Source organism: Anabaena sp. 4-3 (assembly GCF_001597745.1).
Lineage (GTDB): Bacteria > Cyanobacteriota > Cyanobacteriia > Cyanobacteriales > Nostocaceae > Trichormus.
Genome location: NZ_LUHJ01000026.1, coordinates 375,886 through 401,831, shown reverse-complemented (window position 1 = coordinate 401,831; position 25,946 = coordinate 375,886). Strand labels below are relative to the sequence as shown.

Here is a 25,946-nt window from a genome sequence, read left to right as displayed (position 1 = left end):
ATAAAGATGCTCAACAGGAACTTTATCTATTGAAAAAACACCACATCAACAGTTGCCATCCTAACTAAAATCAAAAAAGGCATGACTGTTCTGATAGCAGCAATCGGCCATCGTCGCAACTTATTTAATAAAACCTTTGTGTCAATCTCTTGGCAAAACTGCAAAAGTATCCGTCTGCAAAATTCCTGCGAATATCCACTTGCTTCCAGTTTAGATATGACTTCAGGTATATGTTTGTATTGCATTAATAGCACCGCTTTGGGCTTTTTGTGCCAAAAAGTCGCACCAAAAGCACATTCTAAATAAGTTTTTTTTGTGACAATCACATTGCCGTGTGCAGCACAATAGCCCGCTATGTATGCTAATGACATCCAGTTATTTGCAGCATCTGACCAATTTTGCAGAGCGCGTTTTATTAAATCAGTGCGATAGATACTAGCACTCAAAAAGATAACTGCACCCAAACTTTTAGCAAAACAATGCTCAAAAATCGCTTTACCATCACTACAACCATCTTCACAATCAGCATCAAACCAGCGATTACCAATAATACTTGGTGGATATATTGGATGCCCAGTAATTTTATTGCAACCAGAGAAGTTGAGAAATAACAATGATAGATTCTGCTGTTGTTTAAGTTTATCAATAACATCAGCTATTGTTCTATCTTGAATGTGGTCATCAACACCAATTGCCCAAACATATTGGGTTGCTGCTGAATTTAGGCAATACATAATATTTTGCATTATGCCTAAATGTTGCGGATGCTTGTGTGATTTAAAAGTGAGATTAATCAGCTTTTTCTGCCATTTCTCTATAATCTCTGGAGTATGATCGCTAGAACAGTTATCAGCAACTAATACTTCACAGTCTGATTCAAAACCTTTGATAGATCGTTCTAACCAAGATAACTGTTGATCAAGTAATTCAGCACGATTATAGGTGGGAATGGCAATGGTTAATAATTTGCTCATAAGCAATAGGCAATAGGAAAGAAGGCTCTTTGATTTGCACCTAGCTTTGCCACAATCAAATAGGAGTCCTATATTGCCGCAACTCCCCTGGAAAAGTAGGGAGTTATTTGTTGTGACTTGGACTAAACTGACACTAGCTGTTCAGCATTGCTAGATAGTTGCATAAACTGCTGAATTTGAGATTGAGTTTTTTGCTTGATGTCATAGCCTTGTTCCCAGGCTTTAGTCCAATCTACTATCCAGGCTAATGCCGTTGCTAAGTCTAATTGGGGTTGCCAATTGATCAGATTACGAGCTTTAGAACAATCTAAGGTTAAATAATTGGCTTCGTGAGGTTGAAATCTACTATCTTGAATCCAACTAGCATTGTTCCCCCACAATTGCTGGAGTTGCTCAACTACCCAAGAGACTGTTTTCACTCCTGACTCATCAGGGCCAAAATTCCAGCCACCTGCATACAGACAACCTTGAGTAAATAATTTTTCCGCCAAAATCAAGTAACCATGAAGTGGTTCTAGAACGTGTTGCCAAGGGCGAACTGCTTGGGGATTTCTAATCACAACTTCTTCTCCTCCCAACCAAGCGCGGAGAATATCAGGAATGAGACGATCTTTAGCCCAATCCCCACCACCAATTACATTTCCGGCTCTGACAGTAGCTACAGCCACGCCATGTTGAGAGTAGTTAGCAGGATTGAAGAATGACTGACGATAAGCTGTAGTGACTAACTCTGCACATCCTTTACTGCTGCTATATGGATCATATCCGCCCATCGGATCTGTTTCGCGGTAGCCCCAAATCCATTCTCGGTTTTCGTAACACTTATCAGAGGTAATGATGACTACTGATTTGACGCTGGATACATAGCGGATTGCTTCCAGTACGTTGACTGTTCCCATGATATTGATTGCATAGGTATCTACTGGCTGCTGATAAGATTCCCGCACTAAGGGTTGAGCTGCCATGTGGATGACAATATCTGGTTGGAAAGTCTGCATTGCTTGTTGCAGATAGTCTAAATCTCTGATATCTCCCACTACTGATGTCATGCCTTCAGCGACATCAGCTAACTCGAACAGACTCGGAGATGTTGGCGGAGTTAAAGAGTAACCATACACTTCAGCCCCTAGCATTTGTAGCCATAGGGACATCCAACTGCCTTTAAAACCTGTGTGTCCTGTGAGAAAAACTTTTTTTCTATGCCAAAAATTTGATTCCATCACCAAACCGTTCACTTTAGTTGAGCAGAATTTCTAACTTTTGCGGTTAATTTTTATGACATCTAGTATTTATTACTTACGAAAAGACATAAATACTTCCATGTTTTTATTTGGGGTAGATATCATCTGATTTCTACCATTGGGGGGATTTACATCAATTCTAGATTTAGGCGTAAATTGCCCCTGGGTTGGGAATAAATTCGGTTGTTTTGCAATAAACTCCGTGACATCTGTTAAGTATTACCATACAACAGTATTGCTAATAATCTTTGGCAAAATGCCAAAAGCTTACGCCAAAGGAGTTTGTAGTTGTTGTAATTATCTCCTCACTGGTATTGTGTGTATTGGTGTTACCAAACTTTCCAGGGAGCTTGGTTAAGATTCCATAATTCTTCTAAGTAGTTTTTATCTCTTAATGTATCCATTGGTTGCCAAAAACCATTATGTTTGAAAGCTGATAATTGTTCTAAATCTGCTAACTTTTCTAATGGTTCTTTCTCCCAAACTGTAGTGTCATCAGCAATAAAATCAATTACGGCTGGTTCTAAGACGAAATAACCACCATTTACCCAGGCACCATCACCATCTTGTTTTTCTCGAAAACTGGTAATTTTAGTTTGTTCTTGTCCTAGGGAAATCGCACCAAAACGACCGGCTGGTTGTACGGCTGTGAGTGTTGCTAGTGTCTTTTGTTCTTGATGAAATTTAATTAGTTCGGTAATATTCACATTGCTGACACCATCACCGTAGGTAAAGCAAAAAGTTTCATTCCCAAGATGTTCTCTGATATGCTTCAAGCGTCCGCCTGTCATGGTGTTATCACCTGTATTTACTAGGGTGACACGCCAAGGTTCAGCATAACCAGAATGGATATTCATCTGGTTAAATCGCATATCAAAAGTTACATCAGACATATATAAAAAGTAGTTAGCAAAATATTCTTTAATGATGTAACCTTTGTAACCACAACAAATAATAAAATCATTAATGCCGTGGCTAGAATAAATTTTCATAATATGCCAGAGAATTGGTTTACCACCAATCTCAACCATCGGCTTCGGTCTGATACTGGTTTCTTCACTGAGGCGTGTACCCAGTCCTCCAGCCAAAATCACCGCTTTCATGCAACTACCTCGGAGATTTATAAATTAATTGTTGTGAGAAATTTATCAGGATGAAGAGGATGCACATGGATGGGAGAAAACTTGATTTCTCTTGTAGTTTTCTTCGTACACAGTCTAACTATTCTTCTCGGAAATTGTATAAAGAAAGGATAAATAAAAAACTTTTATCTGTTAAACCTTGATAAATCCAAATATTTGGCTAAATAATTGACTGCAAGTAGTAAAATACTTCTAATAAATTAGAGTGATGAATTTCTACATTGAGTATTTTAGGATTGTAAAAATCAACACTAAAAACTCTTAAATAATATGTTAATTCCTCAAGATACACTACGAATTCAAAAAATCTCGGCAAGATATCAATTATTATAGGGGCGCAAGCCCTTGCGCCCCTAGTAAATCTATCTCTTACATTCTTGTTTCTCATGGGTATAACTAGCGAGAAACTCAGAATACAGTATTTTGAATCGAGAATAGTTGTTAGCAAGTCCTTGTCCACAGGAGGATGCTATACATCTGGAAGCCAATTACCAAATATCTTCTCAAAAATTTTAGGTTTGGAATGCTGAATTCTGATGCTAGTTACTGTGTAAGGGTGGAGTTTGTATCTGCAAATCGCCACAAGTTAGCACTCTGGAATAAAGCGTTACATTTGCTTTCTTCAATGATACAGATACTACTTAATGCTTGCTGGTAAGTTTCTGTATCTTCTTGTTCTAGAGAAAGTTGGGCAGCAATCTGTAAATCGGCAATGGCTTTGAGATGACTAGGATCAGATGATGTACCAGTGAGTTGGGCGAGTTCATGGCGCACCATGCCGCGTTTCAGGTAAACTTTGGGCAATTGGTTGTTAATCTTTAAGGCTTGGTCAAAGTCAGCGATCGCCTGCTGATATTCCCAGTGAGAATCACCACTATATTGAGCGATTTGATAGCGGACAGAACCACGCTGAAAGTAAGCTTCAGATTTGGTATCGTTGATTTCCAATGCTTTGTCAAAATCCGCGATCGCTAGTTGATAGTCTTTGAGAGTGTCACCGCTATATCTAGCCATTTGGGCGTAAACAATTCCCCGACGGATATAGGCTTCGCTTTCTTTGGGGTTGACGCTGATGGCTTGGTTGAAATCAGCGATCGCTAGCTTGTATTCTCGATCAGGATCTTTGCTAAATTCCGCCAGCATATAGCGGGCATTACCCCGATTGACAAAGGCTTTGACTTCTTGCGGGTTAATTTGCAAAGCGGCTGTATAGTCTATCATTGCGCCTTCGTAGTCTTTGAGGTTATAGCGGGCATTCCCGCGATTAATGTAGACTTTGGCGTTGGTAGGTTCTTTTTGAATCGCCAGGCTAAAGCTATCTACCGCTTGCTTGTAATTTTGTTCTTGATAAGCAGCATCACCTTGCTGGTAGTAATCTGCAAAAGTCTGAGTCTGACTACTTGTCGCTGGCTGTGTAATCAAGCTTTGTTGGGCATAATTATTAGCTGAAACTAAGGGGCGGGTAAATTTCATCATCACATCCAAGTACCCCAATACCCCTAACCCCAGCAAGCAACTAACCAGAGGATAAAGTCTTTTTCGCCGTCGAGGGCGATAGGGAGCAAAACTAGAGGTGGGTAGCTGCCAGTGACTTTGGTACAAGGGCATAACTGGCAGTGGTAAAGCAGCCGGTTGTACAGTTAGGGTGCGTCCTTTTTTGGTAGTCTTGCGGGGACGTAGATGTTCTCTTCTCTCAATCGCTTGCATTGAGGGGAAAGGATCTCTACCACCCAAACGTACCGCCCGTTCACACCAAGGGCAAGTATGCAAGTGATTGCTGTAGCGATGCTGGGGATTAACACTACAAGTAGTCAGAGAGTCCTCGGCTTCCGCTAAGGCAGACAACCAAGTTTGAGCATGAGGACGCTTTTGGGGGGTATAGTGTCCATCCTCGAAACACTGCAAAAACAAGGCTTGCAGTCTGGGATGAAGTGTTTGCCAAGGTGGTGCAATCGGTGTAGGTAAGTAGGGAACTTGCCGCTTTTTACTGTAGGTGAAATGTCCAGAAGCAATTCTGGCTTCGTAGGGCGGTGGTTCGGCAATTTCCTGATAAATACCAGAAAAAGGATGTGTCCCTTCCATCAATAATTGGAAGATGAGGACTCCTAAGCCAAATAAATCATGACTAATTTGGCGGTCGTGATGAGCAAAAATTTTATTTTGTAGCTCTGGGGGTGTAAACTCAGGTTTACCCACCGGGCAACGATAAACTATATCGTTTTCTGGTTCACGCACTTGGAAGGAATCTGTATCTACCAAGGTGACTAATGCTGTGTCACTGACGAGGATATTTGACTCGTTGACATCACCGACACAATAACCACTGTTATGTAAAGCGGCAAAAGCTGCGGCCAGATTGCGAGCTGTACGCAGGAGATACTGATAATTGAATAATGGACAGTGTTGGCGGCGGGTTTTGGGGTTGTAAAAGTCGATGATGGGACGCATTCCGCGAATGCGAGGCATTAAAAAGCCAATGATGCTGGTGTTTTCATCTACCCCCCACAGTAATTCTTGCGGCCAAGCAATGGAAATATGCCCCAAACTCGCCGTTGGGTTTTCCGGTGGGTTGGCAAGCATCGCCCGGAGTTTATTACCATGAGCCAGCGTAGGTTTATGATAAACCTTTGCGACTAAATCGCCCGCCGATGGCACAGCATAAATACAAGCTTCACCGCCACGCCCTAAGCTAACGCTGAGGCTGAGAATTTCTTCTTGGGGAAGATAACGTAGTACCTTCATGATCAAATCACGATTAAGGGGTTATTGGCAAAGGCATGGGAAGGGATTGGGGATTGGGGATTGGGGATTGGGGATTGGAAGGGATTGGGGATGAGATTTTTCCTCTCTGCTTCCCTGCTTCCTCTGCTTCCCTGCTTCCTCATCTTCCTCTACTCCCTACTCCCTTACTTTCTGCCTTGTTGTTTACCGAACTTGCAGAATCCTGGCTCATGAATGGTTGAAGGCACCGAGAATCAGCGTCAAATCATCATCAGTACGTTGTGTAATCCGTTCAGAACTTAAAAACCTCACTAACTGTTCTTTCGCTGCTGTTTTATCCTCTGTTTTTTCGACGAACTCGAATAAAGGAAAAAAGAAAGGTTTGTGAGGTTCACCAACAACCATGTTCAAAGCCAGCATTTGTAGTCCATCGGTAAGGATTCCAATGTTGACTATGGCTTCCCGCCATAATCTCATCTGCGCTGTATCTAAGGCACCTGGTGAAGTTAAAAAAGTCGTTTCGTTGATATATTCGCCGTTGTGAGGTATGGTCAAGGCTAAGAGGTGGCCTGTGCGATCCTTAGCTACTGCTAATCCATCACCAATTTGTACGGCTGCGACCATTTCTGGTGAGGCGATCGCAATAATTAAGGTAGTTGCTAAATCCTGGGGCTGTTGTTGGCAAGCCGCCGCTTCATCTTCTACAGCTTTTTTAGCGGCTACCAAAGCATCAGTTAACAACAATTGTACAGTTTCATCATCAGCCAAGGAATATCTAGTGATGTTTTTGAGCGATAAATTCTCAATCGCTGTTTCTACAGCTACCATCGCCCCGACTTTTCCTTGACTGGCAGAACCCGCACCATCTGCGGCCGCTGCTACCAACACGTTATCAGGCAACTGTTGCCAGTGGTGAGCATCTTGACACAGCTGCTTATTTTTGAGGTGGCTTGTACCACAAACAGAGGCGGCGACTACTTGCCAATGAGGGTTCTGTTTTGATGTTTTCATATACTTGTTTCGTCAGCTAGCTGTGAAAGTGTGAGGCCGCAATTCGCACCCTATCTAAATAGATCCCCAGCCAATCGGCGGTAGTGCTATTTGCTCATCTATCTGAGAATGGGAAACTGCTGACATACTAGCTGATAACCAAACAAACATTTCGATAAAGTTCAATCCTTTGAGTTTCAGGGGTGTCCGCACGGCAATCTGGTTTAAACGCGTCATATTCGCGTTTTCTACACCGACGCTGAAAAAGGCGACGCGTTTATTGGCTTCGTCGTCTTGTAGACGTATTGCGGCTTGCTCTACTAAATGGTCTAATTCTCCTTGTGGCTCACCATCAGTAATCATAAATACCCACGGACGATAATAAGCAATACCGTTGGCACGATACAAAGATTTTCTCTCCTGCACCATATCCAAGGCTTTATGAATCCCCGCACCCATACTGGTTAATCCTTGGGCTGTCAAAATCGGCGGTTGAAATTGATCCGCCGTTACAAAGTCTTGTATCACATTGATATGACTATCAAAGGTAACTATTGCTATTTCTACCCGTCTGGCGGCTATGGAATTTTTGACTAACTCATCCTGAAAATTTAGCAAGCCCTGGTTTAATGCCTCTATAGGTGTGCCTTGCATCGAACCAGATGTATCGAGCAACAACACACAAGGACAACGTGGTTCTGGATTCTCCGCAAATTCTACTACTTCATCTAGCATTAAGGTTTCATTCATAACCTTTTGTGTTATGTTATAGTTCAACGCTCTATTTTCCTTTTTCCAAAGTATATAGTTGCCACAGTCGCAGGCAACAAGACCACAGGTAGATGTTTGCTGGTAGATGCTTTAATCTTCATTTAAAAGATTATTTTCACCGTAAGCTCTACAGATTTAAGCAAATTTTAATCAGGATGTAGAGACATAAAAACATAGATTAAAGTTCGCATGGGTGGCGAACGCCCATCTGCCATAATTTATCTACAGCAACCACAGAATATAATAAATAATTTGCATTTGCCTATATAAATTTTTAAAGATTTGATGTGAGAATTTTATTTTTCTATATAAATAATAAATTTACAATCAAATTAGTTACCATAAATTTATACCTAATGTAACTAAGATAACTTTCCGCTCAACTTTTGAGAAAATATTAACCCCAAATATAGGTGAGGATTTGACAAACTATTAAAAAGAAAAATTTACTACTTTGTCAAGTATATGTCTCTTCTGGAGCAGAGTTAATGGACAAAAAGCTTGTAAAATCACATAAATATTCACATTTTCAATGAGAAAATTTTACTTAAATCCTGTGTGTTTCTCCAAAACCATCCTACAACATGAATAATATCGGCACATTTACAACACTCCGACCTCAGAATTTATTAAGACAATTATCTAGTTGTTTGGATACCACTTGTTTACAAGCTGAGAGTAATTTAATTACTTGGTTAATTTACCTAGAAAATGGAATACTCACCTATGCTACCCATTCTGTAGAGCCATTTGACAGACTAGAACGCCATCTCCGCCGCCTCAGTCACCAATGTCCCCTGGTAACGCCAGAAATTCGTGTGCAACTGCGCTTGTTATTTGAGACTGACTCACCCTATCTAGTTAACGAAAATCACCCACCGGATTATCAGGCGATTCAATGGCTGATGAATCAAGGATATCTAGATAATCACCAAGCTTCATTACTCATACAAGAAGTAGTTAAAGAAGTAATGGAAGCATTTATTTTGATTCAAAATGGCACTTATAGTTTAAGTGATTCGTCTCAAAAATTGCCTGTAATTTGTCGGTTAGATGTAGCTAAAGTTATCAACTTTTGTCAAGCAAAATTACAACATTGGCAAACTTACCTACCAAAATTTACATCTCCTTATCAGCGTCCTTACTTGTTACTGAGTAATCCAATTTCTGGCAAAGTGGCAACCGAACTCCAGCCAAAATTAACTTATTGGATGAAGGGTTTTAGTTTGCGACACCTGGCTGTGATTATGAATCAAGATGAACTGCAACTAGCGCAATATTTATACCCTTACATCCTGACTGGCGAGATTATTTTAAATGAACCAGATCCACCTTATGACCTCTTACCCAAAATGGTGGTCAATTTGCCAGAAATACCTGAGTATACAACTGGATTCCTAGGGAAGAAATTAGTTGATACAGTGGTAGAATTGAGTCAAAATGCTACTCCTATCAACCCAAATGTAGAGATAAAAAATGTCACTCATGTTAGGCGATCGCGGATTTCTGCTGATACAACAGCCATCGCTCAACAACTAAATAACACAAATTCTGTTCCTGAAAGAGTAACCCCTGCTACCACTACCCCAGAAAAGCAATACAAAATTGTGTCTGTGGATGATAGCCCCACAATTTTAAAAGAAATTAGCTACTTCTTAGAAAATGAAAATTTTACTGTCATAGCCATTAATGACCCATTAAAAGCCGCTATGTCAATTATTAGACACAAACCAGATTTAATCTTACTAGATTTGAATATGGCGGGAATTGATGGTTATGAATTATGTCGGATTGTCCGCAATAATTCTATGTTTAAAGAAACACCGATTATCTTTGTTACAGGCAATAAAGGACTGGTAGACAAAGTAAAAGCCAGATTAGTCGGTGCTTCGGGATATTTAACTAAACCATTTACCCGTGCAGAATTGTTAAAAATAGTATTCATGCACTTAGCTTAAAGGCTGTAAAATACTATTTAGGGAATAGGGCATCGGGCATTGGGAATAGGGAACAAAGCAATACTTAAAATCACTGTCTAATTTGTATAGAGGCTATTTTGGCTGCTATGTTTTACTCAATCTTTTTTTTGATATTGTTTCTTGTAGGGCCAGGATTAGCAGCGATCGCTCTATACTATTCTTTAGCAGTTCGGTGGCAATTACTGTTGCTTGGTGTTTGCATTCTCTACGGTGTGTTGCCGTTTATCATCGCTGGGATAGGCTTAATCTTAGCTCAACGCTTTGGCTGTCAAGTAGATATTGGTATATCCTATAAATGTCCTGAAAATCCCCAGATGGCAGGTTTGGTGACAGGAATGATATTTATTGGCGCATGGGGTGGAATTATCACTATTCCATCTGGTGTTTTAGGTGTGATTGGAATGTTGATTTCTTTAGTAATGAAAACGCGAACTTAGGCAGACACCTTTAATATTCTATCTGCTAACAAAAGCAAAGGAATTGATTATCTGTTGATATGCTCGGCGATAAATAGCATCATTATTACCATACCCAGTTTTCGATAATGTCAGCACAATAATGCGAGAATCTTTAGGACTGAAAAAAGCAACGTGTTCGTTTTCGTATAAGCCACTAGATTGAAACTTAATTCCTGTTTGTCCAGCAATTCTAGCCGATTGAAAATCACGAGTTACACCGAATTGTTGACTCTGCTTCACCCAGTTTTGTAAACTCAATTTTCGCGGATTGTTATTGACAGTAATATTAACATTAGCTGGGTATTCTGTACCTCCTTGATATGCACCAGCGCGGATTTTTTGCGCGTGGTTTTTAGTCCAAATATCAATAGTGGACAAAGGAGAATCAACGTTATTTCTGGGGGTGGATATCTGATTATCTATGACAAAATCTTTGGCAGAGTAGCTAAATTGAAACCGCAAGCGATCGCTCCGGTAAGTACCGGGTTTTTGTGACACCTGTTTTGGTGTAGACTTAGGTGTAGCGATCGCACCGTGACTAGAAAAAGTTGCTTGTGGTTGACAGGCTAGCATACCTACTGTTGCTAAACCGATCAGCGCAGGTTGTAAAATCCACCTCTGGATGTGCTTGTAGTCAACTGTCATCATTGTCTCCTGAAAACTCAGCCGTTTACAGAATAGAGTGCTGATAACTTCAAAATAGCAATGACGCTTTTCGCAATTCCTAACGGGTGGGTTTGTGTATGTGTGTAACAACGGACTCGACAATAGTAGGCGATCGCTTTACAATATGCTTATCAGCTTGATGTTTGACATTCGTCTCTAGAACCTGCTTCCAGTGAAGATTTCAGTCGGCGGACTTTCCGCTTACCTCTTCCCAGCAAGGGGTTTGTTAATCTAATTTTAGTGAAGGCTAAAAACTCAGACGATTGTGTTTAATTATGAACGTTCATAAAGTAGAAGTTGTTTTAACAGAAGATGGAAATCTGACACTACAGGGTTTACCATTTAATGCTGGGGATGCTGTAGAAGTAATTATTATGGAAACTAAAAATCGACAACATCAAGCATCACAAACAGCCCCAATAGATGCGAATCCTTATCCTTTGCATAACACCCAACCATACAGTTATGAATACCCAACAGAACCCGTAGCTTTAGAAGACTGGGAAGTTTTGCAATGATTATACTTGACACCCATATTTGGGTTTGGTGGGTGCAGAATGATTCACGGCTAACTAAACAACAGCGACAATGGTTAAAAAATTATGAGTCTGACGGTTTAGGTGTCAGCATTCTTTCTTGTTGGGAAATCGCCAAATTGGTAGAAAAAAACAGACTAACTTTACCTTTGACTATCGATAAATGGCTAGAAGTTGCTTTAGCTTATCCAGGAATACAACTATTAAATTTGTCCTTGCCGATCATCATTGATTCAACTCAATTAAGCGGCTTCCATAGCGACCCGTTTGATCAAATGATTGTGGCTACAGCCAGATTTTATCGAAAATTTGGGTTGAAAACCCCGTCGTTCTACGACGGCTTTCTGGTATACTAGCAGTAGGTTGTAGACCGTGAGAACGATGAGGAAACAGGTAAAACGTCCTACTCCGTGATCTCAAAATGCCTAACAGTCAATGGTGTAAAAATAAGTCCAAACTGTAAGGTCGAAAAGCAATTAAATAGGGTAGGGCATACCCAAATTTACGCTTGGGGAGTAGTCCTTAAGTGGGGTATATCGAGAGATATGTTTCGGACTAGACATGAAACTGTAAGACCAAAATCAACATCGTTGGTGGAGGCAGGATTCAGCCCAAGAATCTCCGCACTTTTAGGGCGGAGAGTGTCAACATTGTCCTTTGCTAACTGCTGATGAGAAAATTCTCAACTTTCCTGATGTGCAGACTCTGAAGTAGTGCTATTAGCTTCGTATTTGATGAACTAAGTAAGTCAACTTAATTAAACATCAAATATCTGTAGTAGCGTGGCAAGGCTAAAGTAGTGCAAAAATATAGTTCTTGTGGTGTAAGCTCTCTAGCCTGCACCGGACGGGCTAGAGAGCTTACACCACAAGAGAGTTTTAATACAACATATAAAATTCTGAGCTTTTGCGCCTTCCCTGCGGTTCCGCTTTAGCGGTATGCGCGAAAAAACCCACCCCTAAACCCTGTTTCCAACAACCTCTAACAACGTAGTAGGATGAGGAACGGGGAAACCTCAACAGTCACGAGGCGACCTAAAATTAGAGCAAAAGACGAAACAGAAAACAAGCACACTCATGCGAATCTCTCTGAATTGGCTGCGGGAACTGGTAGAGATAAAATTAAGCCCCGAAGAACTAGCTCACACCCTGACAATGGCTGGGTTTGAAGTCGAAGATATAGAAGACCGTCGCACATGGGCAAACGGCGTTGTCGTGGGGAAAGTGCTTGAGCGTCAACCCCACCCCAACGCTGATAAACTAAGTGTATGTCAAGTAGATATCGGTGCATCTGAGACATTAAATATAGTCTGTGGTGCGCCGAATGTCCGGGCGGATATTTATGTCCCCGTGGCGACAACCGGAACTTATTTACCAAACATCGATTTAAAAATCAAACCCGCCAAACTGCGGGGTGTCCCATCTCAAGGGATGATTTGCTCCTTAAAAGAACTCGGTTTACCTGCTGATGTAGACGGAATTCATATTTTTACTCAAGAAAATCTTCCCTTGGGTAGTGATGTCCGTCCCTTATTAGGGTTAGATGATGTAATTTTAGATGTCACCGCCACCGCTAACCGTGCAGATGCTTTAAGTATGGTCGGGATAGCGCGGGAAGTCGCCGCTTTGACTGGTGGAAAACTCAGCATCCCTGCACCTGGGGAAATATCCATATCCCAAAACCCAGGCGCGTTAAGCTTAAAAATCGCCGATACCCAAGCTTGTCCAGCTTACATTGGAACTGTTATTGACCAAGTAAAAATCTCCCCTTCCCCCGAATGGTTACAACAACGCTTGCGTTCTGCTGGGGTAAGACCTATTAATAATGTGGTGGATATTACTAACTATGTGTTGTTGGAATGGGGACAACCACTACACGCCTTTGATCAAGAGCGTTTAACCACCGTCGCGGGTAATGGTAATCTTAGCATCGGAGTGCGTTTTGCTAACGCCAAGGAAACCCTAAAAACCCTAGACGGACAAACTCGCAATTTGTCACCCCAAAACTTATTAATCACAGCTAATAATCAACCCGTAGCTTTAGCGGGTGTCATGGGTGGGGAAGAAACCGAAGTTCATGACGCAACCCAAAGCTTAGTTTTAGAAGCAGCATTATTTGATTCTGTCGCCATTCGCCGTTCCTCCCGCAGTGTGGGTTTACGTAGCGAAGCTTCGGGAAGATACGAACGGGGTGTTAACCGTGCAGAATTAGAAGTTGCTTGTCGTCGCGCTTTATCCCTAATTATAGAATTAGCTGGGGGTGTGATTGTTCATCAAGAAATCGCAGATACCCGTCCTGATCCTACTACCTGGAGTCGTTCTATTTCCCTGCGTTTAGACAGAATAAATGAAGTTTTAGGGCCTGTAATTTTGGGTGAGGAAACCGGAGAAATAGAAGCACAAGATGTAGAAAGAACCCTCACCGCACTCGGTTGTCAACTAACTCCCGCAGGTGAGAGAACTTGGAATGTGACAGTTCCACCCTATCGTTACCGCGACTTAGAACGGGAAATAGATTTAATTGAAGAAGTTGCCCGTCTCTACGGTTATGATAATTTCTGTGATACCTTACCAGATAAAGCCGAAGCTGGTTATTTACCCATTGACCAAGAATTAATTCGCAAGTTACGCGCAGCTTTACGGGCGGAAGGTTTGACAGAGTTAATGCAATATTCTTTAGTTAAACCTGGGGAAGACCGACAAATTGTTTTGAGTAACCCCTTATTTGTCGAATATTCGGCTTTGCGTACCGATTTGTTAACTGGGTTGATTGATGCGTTTCAATATAACTTAGAACAAGGTAACGGTTCTCTCAATGGTTTTGAAATTGGGCGAATTTTCTGGCAAGGGGAAGAAGGTTTGCGAGAAGCAGACGCATTAGCTGGTATCATGGGGGGAGATAGAACCCTGGGCAAATGGTCAAAAGGTGGCAAAGAACAACAGATGACCTGGTTTGAAGCCAAGGGGATTTTAGAAAGTGTGTTCCAGCAAATGGGCATACAAGTAGAATATCAGCCTGATTGCCGTGATGAGCGTCTGCACCCAGGACGTACCGCTTCGTTATGGGTGAGGGGGAATAGGTTAGGGATTTTTGGTCAATTGCATCCCCAACTACGCCGGGACAAAGATTTACCTGAATCGGTGTACTTGTTCCAGTGGGATTTAGATGTACTATTAGATGCGGTAGACCAAGATGAAATTCTCACGCCTACCTTCTCAGCTTATTCTACCTACCCAGCGAGCGATCGCGATATTGCTTTTTTTGCACCGGTGAAAGTCTCCGTGGCTGAACTAGAAAAAGCCATTACCAAAGCTGGTAAAGGTTTACTGGCATCTGTGGAATTGTTCGATGAATATCGTGGCGAAAATGTCCCCACCGGACAACGTAGTTTAGCCTTTCGTCTAGTATATCGGGCGAGCGATCGCACCCTCACCGATAACGAAGTCGAACCAGTACACAACAAAGTCCGGGAAGCTTTAGTAGAAAAATTCGGCGTTAACCTCAGAAGTTAACACTGCTAATTACCCAAGGTAGCTTCTGCAAAGTCATTTAAGTTTCTGACCCCGTTAAATTACCGTTTTAGCGGGGGTCTTCTTCTATTTGCTATCCCACGCTACCACCTAGCTGACTTTTCCCTAGAGGTATGAAAACGGCTCTCACCAAACAAGTCGAAATATGAGTCAACCCAGCCTACCAACCAGTATATGCCGTTTGTGTTCTTTAAGTTTTTTTTGCCAGAATCTCAAATCATAACTAGAACCATATTTATCACATCATACTCAACCGTATTTTTTCTGATTATTATTGCCAAATTACTGTTTATATCAGTGGCACTTTCAATAAATTTACTGGTAAAACTTCTGATACTCAATACTTAATAATCACTGTAAATAAAATTTCAGCTAAGTAATTGTAATAAATAGTAACTATATATTAAGATATATGAAAGGCTAAGTTTCAGTATAAAAAATATTAATGAACACAGGTAGTAGTAGGTAAATTCTGTATGTTACAGCGTTTAAACAATAATTCGACACTAATCACAGATATACCCAATCCGGGCAATATAGAATCTTTAGCGCAGCAATGGGCTAAAAAATATATGCAGAATCTTCAGATAGATATTGTTGAAGAAGATTCTCAGACATTAACTTTATCAGATTTAGTCTCACCCTTTGGACGACAAAAAACAGCCCATAAAATTTTAGATTCTTTACGCAGTGCCAGTGCTAAAGCTTGGAATAAAACTGAAGCATTGTTATCGGTAGAAGTTGCCAGACATAACATACATCCTGATCACATTAATCCCTGGGAGATTGCAGGAGATTCATTTAAAATTTATCAAAAAGTTTTGCAAGTCTACACACAACAAGGAATTACTCGACCTTTATCTTTAGTTGTGCAATTAGCACAAGAAGGTAGCCAACTTAATGAAAAGGCATTAGAAGTTTACACTCAACAGATTGCTCCTAGCCAATTGACAACAATAATTGGTGCAGATATCGGAGCTATGCGAAAAAAATATGTTAGTTCTGATCCTAGAGTTATTGGCTTTGTAAGTATGCAATTTCATTACACAAGTCAAATGCTTTTAGAACAACTGGATACTTTAGAGCGATCGCTTGTTCGTGCATACTTTAAAGTTATTGATGACCACTTATATATGCCACTACAACGTGCTTATGAAGCCGCAGCCGAACATGATTATAATTCCACAGTCTTGTTAGCAGTACAAAACTTATTACCAGTGAGTACACAAATTGCTCAGAGGGTATGTCAAAGAGTCATAGAAATGTATCCCAATTACGGCTCTATGTCAGGTAAGTTGAGTGACCCAGAGGTGAGAATTTCTAGTATTAGGGATGTAGAAATGTTTCAGGTTTACCTGTGGGTATCGGCTTTAGAAGGCAATATCTCAGCAATTCAACAAGAATTATTTCCCCTATGTGTCATGCTTTATCCTAGATTAAAAGTACATTGGGAACTCATTCGTCAAATGCTGCATTTACTAGGTAAAGAAATCCAAGCTCGTCTAACTTCTGAACAAGCTAATAGTTTCATGCCATATTTTCAAGTATTGCCGCAGATGTTTTCACCCGAAGTTTTTGGTTGACCTGAGTTTTAAATTTTTTCTAGTAATGATATGCAATCTTAACCCCATTTTCCCATAAGATGACCACAGGTAGTTAATCAATCTGCAAATCATCATGTCTAAATATATAATGTGGGGTAGTTACTGCGAAGACGTTTTAGAAAAACGCGCACCTTACCGGGAAGCACACTTAGAAGGATTAGCCAAACAAAAAGCATCCGGTGTGTTAATTACAATCGGCCCCACCAAAGATATTACTAAAGTTTTTGGCATTTACGAAGCAGAAGACGAAGCCACAGTCCGCCAGTTAGTTGAAAATGACCCCTACTGGCAAAATGGGATTTGGACAGAATACACCATCAAAGAGTGGATTCAAGCCTTTTAAATTAAATTAAAATCTTGGGGGGTGGACTTTTAGCCCATCCCTGTTATGAAATTAACAATCAATTGCTAACCTTTCAAAGCCTTTCTGAAGTTATTGCGATAGGATGTATTCGCAATAAACAAAGCCGGCCATAACAAAGTTAAAATAATTCGATTGGGTAAAGAACGAGTGAAATTAGTTCTAGTAAAACCATTCCAAAACTTCCAAGCCCCACCTACATAAACCACAATCAAGCCAAAAATAATTAACTTAACCATCGCCATCAACTCCGCTAGTCAATCACAAAATTTAACGTAAGTCTTACAGCATCATGTAGTTATTTCATAATCTATACTATCTCAGTGTAACTTAACCATTCATTCTTAAATATATACAGTCAGTTAGTGTAGATTAATTGAATTGTGCCGAAAGCAACAATTTTTTATATATAAATCTGTTGACATAACATCTTGTTACTTGGCAACAATTGTTACCAGACAATTAATACAAATATCTATTACTAAAATATAATCTCAACCCAAGCAAGTCAAATTAATCAACAGAGAAATACATAGTATTCTAGATTTCTATATTACTTTTTCCTACTGGGTTGTTGTGTCTTAAGGCTCTGGTAGCTACCATAATTAAACCTGATCAGTAGTAACACCCTTGATGAGCAACTATTGACCTAGCTTGATTTGCTTGTTACCACAAGCTGGCATACAAGTAATTATACTTATTCCTGGCCAGATGTTTCTTGTGGGAGTGCCAGAAAAATCAGGGTAGAGGGGAGACTAAAGAAAAACACAATATACTCTCACGGTTCTCAAAGCAGTCACAACTGCAAAAAGTTAAGGAGGATTTATGCGTGCAGTGCTGATGGCAGGCGGTTCGGGGACGCGACTTCGCCCGTTAACTTGCGACTTACCTAAACCGATGGTGCCGATTCTGAATCGACCCATCGCGGAGCATATCATTAATTTACTCAAAAGGCATGAAATCACGGAAGTAATTGCCACATTACATTATTTACCTGATGTTTTGCGGGATTATTTTCAAGATGGCAGCGATTTCGGCGTACAGATGACCTATGCAGTGGAAGAAGACCAACCTTTAGGTACAGCAGGTTGTGTCAAAAACATTGCGGAACTTTTGGATGAAACTTTTTTAGTAATTAGTGGTGATAGTATCACAGATTTTGACCTTTCAGCTGCGATCGCCTTTCATAAACAAAAGAAATCAAAAGCCACTCTGATATTAACCAGAGTACCCAACCCAATTGAATTTGGCGTAGTCATCACCGATGCAGAAGGCAAAATTAACCGCTTTTTAGAAAAACCCTCCACCAGTGAGATTTTTTCTGATACCGTCAACACTGGGACTTATATCCTCGAACCAGAAGTTTTAGAATATCTACCAGCAAACACAGAAACCGACTTTTCTAAAGATTTATTTCCCTTACTGCTGGCTAAAGATGAACCGATGTATGGTTACATTGCTCAGGGTTACTGGTGTGATGTCGGACACTTAGATGCTTATCGTGAAGCCCAGTATGATGCTTTATACCAAAAAGTTAAACTGGATTTTGCCTATCAAGAACAGTCCCCAGGCTTGTGGGTAGGGCAGAATACTTACATTGACCCCTCAGCACATATTGACCCTCCCGCCTTAATTGGTAACAATTGCCGCATCGGTGCGAGAGTCCAGATTGAAGCCGGAACTGTGATCGGGGATAATGTCACCATCGGGGCGGATGCTAACCTCAAACGTCCGATTGTGTGGAATGGGGCAATTATTGGGGACGAAGCCCAATTAAGTGCTTGTGTAATTTCCCGTGGCACTCGTGTAGACAGACGCGCCCATGTTTTAGAAGCGGCTGTAGTTGGTTCTTTGTCTACCATTGGAGAAGAAGCCCAAATTAGCCCCGGTGTGCGGGTATGGCCGAGTAAAAAAATTGAATCAGGGGCAATCTTAAACATTAACCTGATTTGGGGTAGTACAGCCCAACGTAACCTATTTGGACAACGTGGAGTCCAGGGATTAGCTAATATTGACATTACCCCAGAATTTGCGGTAAAATTGGGGGCTGCCTATGGTTCAACTTTAAAACCTGGTTCTAAGGTAGCGGTATCCCGTGACCAACGCAACGTCTCCCGGATGATTACCAGGTCATTGATTGCGGGTTTTATGTCTGTGGGTGTGGATGTACAGAACTTAGATGCAACAGCAATTCCCATAGCACGGACTGTTATCCCCACAATGAAGATAGCCGGTGGTCTTCATGTGCGGGTACACCCAGACCGCCCGGATTATATTTTAATTGAATTCATGGATGGTAAGGGGATTAATATCTCGAAAGCCCTAGAAAAGAAAATTGAGGGGGCTTTCTTTAAAGAAGATATGCGTCGCGCCCTTACCCATGAAATTGGTGATGTGGCTTACCCCAGCCAAGTGATTGAACTTTACTGCACAGCTTTTGAGAAACTGTTAAATGTTTCCGCCCTCCGCAACAGTCGCGCCAAAGTGGTAATTGATTATATGTATGCGGTGTCTGGTGCAGTCTTACCCCAACTTTTAGATAAATTTGGGGCTGATGCGGTGGTGCTTAACGCCAGTCTGAATAAAAATGCCGTATCTACTACTGACAGGGAAGCTTTACTTAATCAGTTAGGTCATGTGGTAGAAGCATTAAAGGCGAACTTTGGTGTACAGGTATCAGCCAATGGGGAACAGTTGATTTTAGTCGATGAGTCGGGTTATCCGATTCGGGGGGAATTGTTAACCGCTTTGATGGTGGATATGATTCTCACTTCTAACCCCAGAGGGACGGTAGTAGTACCTGTACATTCGTCGAGTGCGGTGGAACAAGTGGCGCGTCGTCATGATGGGCGGGTAATTCGCACTAAGGCTAACCCAACAGCTTTAATGGAAGCTTGTCAGAAAAATCCCAATGTGGTGTTAGGGGGTAGCGGCGAGACTGGGTTTATTTTCCCGCAGTTACATCCGGGCTTTGATTCGATGTTCTGTATTGCTAAACTAATTGAAATGTTGACGATACAAGAGCGATCGCTCGCTACTGTCAGATCAGAATTACCCCGTGTCATTCACAGAACTTATACCATACGTTGTCCTTGGTCGGCTAAGGGTGCATTGATGCGCTACTTAGTGGAAACTCACCCCGCCCAAAACCTAGAACTCATCGACGGTGTAAAAATTCGTCAAACCTTTGATGATAGTTGGTTGTTAGTCTTACCTGATGCCAGTGAGCCATTAGTACATTTATATGCTAACAGCAATGACCGCGACTGGGTAGATGAAACCGTGAGAGACTATCGTTCACGGGTGCAGCGTTTTGTAGAAAGACAGCAAGAATATCACCCAGCAGAAGTTTAAGGACTTCGGGGATGGGGGAGTGGGGAGGCAGGGGAGGCAGGGGAAGCAGGGGAGGCAGGGGAGGCAAGGAAGAATCTTTTACCCAGTCAACAGTCAACAATCAATAATTTTGAATTTTGAATTTTGTAGGCGTAAGCCTTCCCGTAGGGTATTTTGAATTTTGAATTGATTTGTCCCCGTTCCCTATTCCCTGCCTCAACAGATATGATAAGTGTTCAACCAGACATAATATGACCAGGTTTCCCTACGACCAATTTGCTAAAGATTATCAGAAAGAATTATTACAACCATTGGGAACAGTGGAAACAAGTCGGAAAGTTCCCGCAGAAATTCGAGAAATTGATGTGGATTTTGTCACCCACCGCCTCGGAATCTATCTTAAATGGTTTTAGAGCTAACCTAGATATAGAAACCTGGGGAGAGGGAGTCTATTTTTTAGGCGATTATTTGCGAACAGCAATTGTAGCCATTCATCAATTACCCTGTACGGAAGAAACTTTATGGTTGAGAATTTTAGGTAAGGGACGAGTTCAGCAACAAGCGATAGATGAACTAGCAGCACTTCCCGAAAATCATCCCTTCCGTGACAAAGCTATTGATTTATTATTGAGTTTGAAAACTACCTTAGAAGTGAATCAAAATGTAGACGAGGAGGATAGAAATTTAATTATGCGTTTATCACCCATTTATGAGCAAAAATTAGCAGCAACTAAACAAGAAGGAATTCAAGAAGAAAGACGTACAATTATAGAAAATTTGTTGCGATTTAGATTTGGTGAATTAGATGGGGAATTAAGAGCAATTATGCCAGCTTTATTGGCTTTATCTCCAGAAGAATTTACTCCTTTATTACTTCAACTATCGCGGGATGAATTATTAGAGAGGTTTCGTTAATTGAAATTATTATTCTGGGTGTTGGTTCTGGCTGCTGCTGCATGGGGGGCGCACTGGGGAGCAGACAAACTGGCTGAACCACTCAAAAAACTACGACAACAATGGGGTTTGTCAGAAGCCGCAGGTGCTACTTTTATTGCTCTTGCTACTGCTAGCCCAGAAGTAGGTACTAACGTTGCTAGTGCTGTTCAAGGTTTGAAAGATATTGGTTTGGGTAATTTACTCGGTTCAAATATTATCTCTGTGCCGGCAATTGTGACTGTTGCTTATATCGCCTCGCGCAAAAATGCCAGAAACTCTTCTGAGTCTAGTCGCCGCAGTCAACATTCTATGCGAGTTAAACCAGAGGCTTTGTATGTACAAGCCCTGCCTTATCTAGCAATTATCGCTTTGGCTGCTATATTAACTGTTCCTCAGCCCTGGCGGGGACTGCAACCTATTGACGGTTGGATTATGTTGGTAGCTTACTTCATTTATGTAGCCCAAGCAATTATGCGTGAACGCCAAGATGCTCAAGCTGTGCGCTGGAATAAAAAAGAAATTAGCGTTGCTGTGATTGGTGTTTTGTTGTTAGGTTTGGGTGCTTATTTAACAGTCACCGCAACAGAAAATATTGTTTCTTTGTTAGGAATTTCTAAGTTAATAGGTGGGTTATTTATCACCTCGACTATGAGCATTGCACCAGAAATATTTGCTACCTGGAGTGTGGCGCGTAGCGGTCAGGTGACAGCTGCTACGACAAATGTCATTGCTGACAATACAGTTACTATGACGCTGGCTTTCTTTCCACTAGCATTAGTCAATTTACCTGTAGAAAATTTATTGATATTTTCCGTCAACTTAGGTTTTGTAGCATTGCTAGGCGCAGTATATGCAGCTTTTATTTATTGGGGTGCTGATAAAAACAGTTTCCAACTTTGGGAAGTCATCGCACTCAACGGTGTCTATTTTGCTTATTTAGCTGTGATGATATACGCTGTTTTGTGAATCTGGTGATGCTTACGGTGTAGCAAAATTATACCTAAATTCTACCTATGAGTAGAAGATTTGCTGCTTGGTATTTTCTATACTTGATGAAATGTTTGGTACTCGTGCTACCTGTAGTTACACAATCAAGCTACTGAACAAAAATATCAAATAGGCTGGATATATTTTACCACAATCTGCTTTGGAAAAATACAATGAATACTCGATTTTGTAGCTCAATAACTCTCAAGTTGAGCTTGGTTTTTGCATTAGCTTTAAGTGGATTTACTTTCATTTCTGCACCAACTAAGGCACAAGCAAATAATACTAATCTCCAAATTGTGGGTAGACTTTCAAAATACTCTCCTTTAGAAGCTCCCCTTTTGACTCGTAGTTCTCGTGGACAACCTGTGAGAGATGTGCAAGCTGTTCTGAAATGGCTAGGATTTTATAACGGAGCTATTGACGGTATCTATGGCCCTAGAACCTCTAGAGCAGTGGTAGCTTTTCAGCGATCGCAGAGATTGGTCGGTGATGGTAGAGTAGGAACGCTAACCTGGCAAGCATTACGTGACAGTATACCACCCGTTGATCGTAATCCTTTTTAAGCATTAGTTTCAATCCCTAATAACGTAAGTTGCTAGCTACTGTCCCATAACAGTATATGTCTCATACAAAAACACTGTTTTAAAGTATTTATTAATACTCAAACTCATAAATATTTACTCAAAGTTAGACGTTTTTTGATAACTAGCAACTTGGGTTAATAGGGATTAGTTAATGTTTCAACACCTAGGATCATCTGACTTTGGTCTACTCATGAATTGTTTCAATCCCTAATAGGGATTAGTTAATGTTTCAACCTGGTTAGCGATGATACTAATGGAATCGTCTATTTTTTGCCTGTTTCAATCCCTAATAGGGATTAGTTAATGTTTCAACCCTTCCGATAATTTTCTCCGCTTCCCAATCCCAGGTTTCAATCCCTAATAGGGATTAGTTAATGTTTCAACAGGATAAAAACTCGCCTCCTGTGAAGCAGCCGAAGCCCAGTAGTTTCAATCCCTAATAGGGATTAGTTAATGTTTCAACGGATTTGGCCAAGAAGAATGCTTGGCTCTAATGGCATCTGTTTCAATCCCTAATAGGGATTAGTTAATGTTTCAACAGAACTTTAATTCGGTCTGCTTCCTCCGAGGAGAGTTTCAATCCCTAATAGGGATTAGTTAATGTTTCAACAATGGACAATTCACAAACATTCTTCACTTGGCTACTATGTTTCAATCCCTAATAGGGATTAGTTAATGTTTCAACCGTTCGGGTTTAGATGTCGCCAAAATTAATTGTAAGTTTCAATCCCTAATAGGGATTAGTTAATGTTTCAACTTGGATGATGACGGCGATGGAATTCCTGATCCGTTTCAATCCCTAATAGGGATTAGTTAATGTTTCAACCTAGCTGTACGAGCCTTTCCAGCATCAGGTTTCTAGTTTCAATCCCTAATAGGGATTAGTTAATGTTTCAACTGTCAGGCAAACGCATCAAAAAGAAAGGTACAAAGTTTCAATCCCTAATAGGGATTAGTTAATGTTTCAACCTCTGGTACGTGTTGCATTTAAGGAGGGTAAAAAAGTTTCAATCCCTAATAGGGATTAGTTAATGTTTCAACAGACCGCACCCACCATCTACGGCGAAATCAAGAGTTTCAATCCCTAATAGGGATTAGTTAATGTTTCAACTCTTCGCAATCTTCTGCATAGTCGAATCTATCATCGTTTCAATCCCTAATAGGGATTAGTTAATGTTTCAACAAGCTGGGGAAGTTGCAGCTTGCCCAGCTATGTTGTTTTGGTAGTTTCAATCCCTAATAGGGATTAGTTAATGTTTCAACTTTAGAGCGCATTCTCTTCACCGCTTCACAGTGGGTTTCAATCCCTAATAGGGATTAGTTAATGTTTCAACAATGGTCACAAATCGAGGGGCTATCTGGTCTATTAAGAGTTTCAATCCCTAATAGGGATTAGTTAATGTTTCAACAAAAATATTGGCTCATCAATTAATGATGGGATAGTTTCAATCCCTAATAGGGATTAGTTAATGTTTCAACATCCGACCGGCATCGGAGTATATGTCCAGATTTGATCTTCGTTTCAATCCCTAATAGGGATTAGTTAATGTTTCAACATACAACACTATTTTTCGGGATTCATTGGAGTGAGGTTTCAATCCCTAATAGGGATTAGTTAATGTTTCAACGTGAACATGGGTAAGGAATTGGGATCTGTAGTGCCAGTTTCAATCCCTAATAGGGATTAGTTAATGTTTCAACAAAAATCGGCTACGAGCGTCGCAAAGAAGATTCATTTGTTTCAATCCCTAATAGGGATTAGTTAATGTTTCAACTTCAATATATTAACTATGATTTATATCCCTGTAACCGATGCCGAGTTTCAATCCCTAATAGGGATTAGTTAATGTTTCAACAGGAAGAATTTCGGCAATTCTTGATGTTTAAAAGTTTCAATCCCTAATAGGGATTAGTTAATGTTTCAACAGTTGTCTAATTTTCGGTCGTTGGTCGTAGGGATGTTTCAATCCCTAATAGGGATTAGTTAATGTTTCAACTACAGATCGAAAAATTTATGGAGATTACTACCAACAAAGAATAGTTTCAATCCCTAATAGGGATTAGTTAATGTTTCAACGTATCCTATGGTAATCCATATATCGCTGATAGCAATGTTTCAATCCCTAATAGGGATTAGTTAATGTTTCAACAATATATTCAATATTGGGGGGTTGAGAAATCGTCTTGTGTTTCAATCCCTAATAGGGATTAGTTAATGTTTCAACATAGTATCTCAGTTGACAATACCGGAGTAGGAGCGGGGTTTCAATCCCTAATAGGGATTAGTTAATGTTTCAACTCTGAAAGCAAAGCTTGGCATTTTCACCGATGAAGATATTCGCGTTTCAATCCCTAATAGGGATTAGTTAATGTTTCAACCATGTGTGGTTCTTGGGGACATTCTTACCACAAAGTTTCAATCCCTAATAGGGATTAGTTAATGTTTCAACGTATCAAATCAAGTGCATTAAAGCTATTTCAAGAGTTTCAATCCCTAATAGGGATTAGTTAATGTTTCAACAAAGCTGACAGCAACAGGAATACCATACTTCACCAAGTGTTTCAATCCCTAATAGGGATTAGTTAATGTTTCAACCTCGATTTATCCCACCGGATATCCCACCGGATATCCCACCGGGTTTCAATCCCTAATAGGGATTAGTTAATGTTTCAACCGCAATGATGGAGTGAAATTGCAAGCTGTTGCAATTGGTTTCAATCCCTAATAGGGATTAGTTAATGTTTCAACTATTACAAGCCTACTGAAGAAAACGAGCATTACGTTTCAATCCCTAATAGGGATTAGTTAATGTTTCAACGCAACTACAAAATCATCTTCCTCTGTGTCGTCAGCGTTTCAATCCCTAATAGGGATTAGTTAATGTTTCAACTGCGGCGACCTGAAACACGGTCTGTATTTAGTTTTCAAGGTTCGGTTGCGCGGATGGTGTAATTGTAGCATGAAAAATTCTGATTGGGAAGTACCAAAATGCCTGAAACCCTTGCGGGATAAGGTGCGCGGGTGTCTTGAAACAGAAAATCGCCAAAAGCCTGACTCTGCCTAAACTTCAGCCGTTGTTGCTCAAAGCCGATTTTTAACACCCCCCCATCCGCGCGGGGAGGGGGTGAG

At 40.7% G+C, this 25,946-nt stretch carries 19 protein-coding genes, 1 pseudogene and 1 CRISPR repeat array; of the genes and pseudogenes, 11 read left to right on the top strand and 9 right to left on the bottom strand.

The genetic code is table 11. The features are described 5' to 3' along the window. Positions 1–26 precede the first annotated feature (26 nt). The 6 genes from A3775_RS08260 to A3775_RS08230 form a co-directional block, all read right to left on the bottom strand. Positions 27–974, bottom strand: a complete 948-nt coding sequence (locus A3775_RS08260) for a glycosyltransferase (protein ID WP_066424508.1) — start codon at positions 972–974, stop codon at positions 27–29. A gap of 122 nt (positions 975–1,096) precedes the next feature. Beyond that, the gene (gene rfbG / locus A3775_RS08255) at positions 1,097–2,194 is read right to left on the bottom strand and encodes a CDP-glucose 4,6-dehydratase (RefSeq protein ID WP_066424563.1); all 1,098 of its coding nucleotides are present in this window, start codon (positions 2,192–2,194) and stop codon (positions 1,097–1,099) included. A gap of 350 nt (positions 2,195–2,544) precedes the next feature. After that, positions 2,545–3,318, bottom strand: coding sequence for a glucose-1-phosphate cytidylyltransferase (gene rfbF, locus A3775_RS08250; protein ID WP_066377764.1), 774 nt, complete (start codon positions 3,316–3,318; stop codon positions 2,545–2,547). Positions 3,319–3,900: 582 nt separating this feature from the next. After that, on the bottom strand, positions 3,901–6,099 hold the full coding sequence (locus A3775_RS08245) for a tetratricopeptide repeat protein (protein ID WP_066377766.1): 2,199 nt from the start codon (positions 6,097–6,099) through the stop codon (positions 3,901–3,903). 207 nt (positions 6,100–6,306) lie between these two features. Then, complete coding sequence (locus A3775_RS08235) at positions 6,307–7,089, bottom strand: PP2C family serine/threonine-protein phosphatase (protein WP_066377770.1); 783 nt, start codon at positions 7,087–7,089, stop codon at positions 6,307–6,309. Positions 7,090–7,143: 54 nt separating this feature from the next. Continuing rightward, positions 7,144–7,818 (bottom strand): VWA domain-containing protein, encoded by a 675-nt coding sequence (locus tag A3775_RS08230; protein WP_082803698.1) that lies wholly within the window; start codon positions 7,816–7,818, stop codon positions 7,144–7,146. A 605-nt stretch (positions 7,819–8,423) separates the two neighbouring features. Here A3775_RS08230 and A3775_RS08225 point away from each other — a divergent pair. After that, positions 8,424–9,797, top strand: a complete 1,374-nt coding sequence (locus A3775_RS08225; RefSeq protein WP_066424506.1) for a response regulator — start codon at positions 8,424–8,426, stop codon at positions 9,795–9,797. A 128-nt stretch (positions 9,798–9,925) separates the two neighbouring features. Beyond that, positions 9,926–10,255: a hypothetical protein gene (locus A3775_RS08220; RefSeq protein WP_156481579.1), complete on the top strand. Its 330-nt coding sequence runs from the start codon at positions 9,926–9,928 to the stop codon at positions 10,253–10,255. Positions 10,256–10,273: 18 nt separating this feature from the next. On the opposite strand, the gene A3775_RS08215 is transcribed toward A3775_RS08220, so the two are convergent. Beyond that, positions 10,274–10,924 (bottom strand): hypothetical protein, encoded by a 651-nt coding sequence (locus tag A3775_RS08215; RefSeq protein WP_066377773.1) that lies wholly within the window; start codon positions 10,922–10,924, stop codon positions 10,274–10,276. Positions 10,925–11,217: 293 nt separating this feature from the next. Between A3775_RS08215 and A3775_RS08210 the strand changes: the two genes are divergently transcribed. The 5 genes from A3775_RS08210 to A3775_RS08190 all read left to right on the top strand — a co-directional run bounded on the left by A3775_RS08210 (position 11,218) and on the right by A3775_RS08190 (position 16,955). After that, the gene (locus tag A3775_RS08210; RefSeq protein WP_066424502.1) at positions 11,218–11,460 is read left to right on the top strand and encodes a hypothetical protein; all 243 of its coding nucleotides are present in this window, start codon (positions 11,218–11,220) and stop codon (positions 11,458–11,460) included. Continuing rightward, the gene (locus A3775_RS08205; protein ID WP_066424500.1) at positions 11,457–11,834 is read left to right on the top strand and encodes a type II toxin-antitoxin system VapC family toxin; all 378 of its coding nucleotides are present in this window, start codon (positions 11,457–11,459) and stop codon (positions 11,832–11,834) included. Before A3775_RS08210 ends, A3775_RS08205 begins: the two co-directional genes overlap by 4 nt. A gap of 720 nt (positions 11,835–12,554) precedes the next feature. Further along, positions 12,555–14,990 (top strand): phenylalanine--tRNA ligase subunit beta, encoded by a 2,436-nt coding sequence (gene pheT, locus A3775_RS08200; protein ID WP_066424499.1) that lies wholly within the window; start codon positions 12,555–12,557, stop codon positions 14,988–14,990. A gap of 494 nt (positions 14,991–15,484) precedes the next feature. Next, positions 15,485–16,591, top strand: coding sequence for a hypothetical protein (locus A3775_RS08195; protein ID WP_066377776.1), 1,107 nt, complete (start codon positions 15,485–15,487; stop codon positions 16,589–16,591). Between the two features lie 94 nt (positions 16,592–16,685). Further along, on the top strand, positions 16,686–16,955 hold the full coding sequence (locus tag A3775_RS08190; protein WP_066424496.1) for a YciI family protein: 270 nt from the start codon (positions 16,686–16,688) through the stop codon (positions 16,953–16,955). Positions 16,956–17,020: 65 nt separating this feature from the next. Here the strand turns inward: A3775_RS08190 and A3775_RS08185 are convergent, their stop codons facing one another. Further along, positions 17,021–17,212 carry a hypothetical protein gene (locus A3775_RS08185; RefSeq protein ID WP_066377802.1) on the bottom strand — a complete coding sequence of 64 codons (192 nt, stop codon included), beginning with the start codon at positions 17,210–17,212 and terminating at the stop codon, positions 17,021–17,023. A gap of 586 nt (positions 17,213–17,798) precedes the next feature. On the opposite strand from A3775_RS08185, the gene A3775_RS08180 reads away from it, so the two are divergent. The 4 genes and pseudogenes from A3775_RS08180 to A3775_RS08165 all read left to right on the top strand — a co-directional run bounded on the left by A3775_RS08180 (position 17,799) and on the right by A3775_RS08165 (position 22,795). Then, positions 17,799–20,327, top strand: coding sequence for a mannose-1-phosphate guanyltransferase (locus A3775_RS08180; RefSeq protein ID WP_066424495.1), 2,529 nt, complete (start codon positions 17,799–17,801; stop codon positions 20,325–20,327). A 230-nt stretch (positions 20,328–20,557) separates the two neighbouring features. Then, a pseudogene (locus tag A3775_RS08175) lies at positions 20,558–21,221 on the top strand (hypothetical protein). Then, entirely contained in the window at positions 21,222–22,208 is a 987-nt protein-coding gene (locus tag A3775_RS08170) for a sodium:calcium antiporter (RefSeq protein WP_066377782.1), read from the top strand. Between the two features lie 194 nt (positions 22,209–22,402). After that, complete coding sequence (locus tag A3775_RS08165; protein WP_066424494.1) at positions 22,403–22,795, top strand: peptidoglycan-binding protein; 393 nt, start codon at positions 22,403–22,405, stop codon at positions 22,793–22,795. Between the two features lie 145 nt (positions 22,796–22,940). Beyond that, positions 22,941–25,707: a CRISPR direct-repeat array (repeat unit 37 nt; unit sequence GTTTCAATCCCTAATAGGGATTAGTTAATGTTTCAAC). 34 nt (positions 25,708–25,741) lie between these two features. On the opposite strand, the gene A3775_RS24990 is transcribed toward A3775_RS08165, so the two are convergent. Further along, positions 25,742–25,946: hypothetical protein (locus tag A3775_RS24990; RefSeq protein WP_231866966.1), on the bottom strand; the 205-nt coding region annotated here is incomplete at its 5' end.

Bases quoted from the DNA above. Each gene is read 5' to 3' on its own strand.
- A3775_RS08210 (WP_066424502.1), top strand. From the start codon at position 11,218: ATGAACGTTCATAAAGTAGAAGTTGTTTTAACAGAAGATGGAAATCTG.
- A3775_RS08180 (WP_066424495.1), top strand. From the start codon at position 17,799: ATGCGTGCAGTGCTGATGGCAGGCGGTTCGGGGACGCGACTTCGCCCG.
- A3775_RS08185 (WP_066377802.1), bottom strand. From the start codon at position 17,212: ATGGTTAAGTTAATTATTTTTGGCTTGATTGTGGTTTATGTAGGTGGG.
- A3775_RS08225 (WP_066424506.1), top strand. From the start codon at position 8,424: ATGAATAATATCGGCACATTTACAACACTCCGACCTCAGAATTTATTA.
- pheT (WP_066424499.1), top strand. From the start codon at position 12,555: ATGCGAATCTCTCTGAATTGGCTGCGGGAACTGGTAGAGATAAAATTA.
- A3775_RS08235 (WP_066377770.1), bottom strand. From the start codon at position 7,089: ATGAAAACATCAAAACAGAACCCTCATTGGCAAGTAGTCGCCGCCTCT.
- A3775_RS08165 (WP_066424494.1), top strand. From the start codon at position 22,403: ATGAATACTCGATTTTGTAGCTCAATAACTCTCAAGTTGAGCTTGGTT.
- rfbG (WP_066424563.1), bottom strand. From the start codon at position 2,194: ATGGAATCAAATTTTTGGCATAGAAAAAAAGTTTTTCTCACAGGACAC.
- A3775_RS08245 (WP_066377766.1), bottom strand. From the start codon at position 6,099: ATGAAGGTACTACGTTATCTTCCCCAAGAAGAAATTCTCAGCCTCAGC.
- A3775_RS08230 (WP_082803698.1), bottom strand. From the start codon at position 7,818: ATGAATGAAACCTTAATGCTAGATGAAGTAGTAGAATTTGCGGAGAAT.
- A3775_RS08260 (WP_066424508.1), bottom strand. From the start codon at position 974: ATGAGCAAATTATTAACCATTGCCATTCCCACCTATAATCGTGCTGAA.
- A3775_RS08195 (WP_066377776.1), top strand. From the start codon at position 15,485: ATGTTACAGCGTTTAAACAATAATTCGACACTAATCACAGATATACCC.
- rfbF (WP_066377764.1), bottom strand. From the start codon at position 3,318: ATGAAAGCGGTGATTTTGGCTGGAGGACTGGGTACACGCCTCAGTGAA.
- A3775_RS08215 (WP_066377773.1), bottom strand. From the start codon at position 10,924: ATGATGACAGTTGACTACAAGCACATCCAGAGGTGGATTTTACAACCT.
- A3775_RS08205 (WP_066424500.1), top strand. From the start codon at position 11,457: ATGATTATACTTGACACCCATATTTGGGTTTGGTGGGTGCAGAATGAT.
- A3775_RS08190 (WP_066424496.1), top strand. From the start codon at position 16,686: ATGTCTAAATATATAATGTGGGGTAGTTACTGCGAAGACGTTTTAGAA.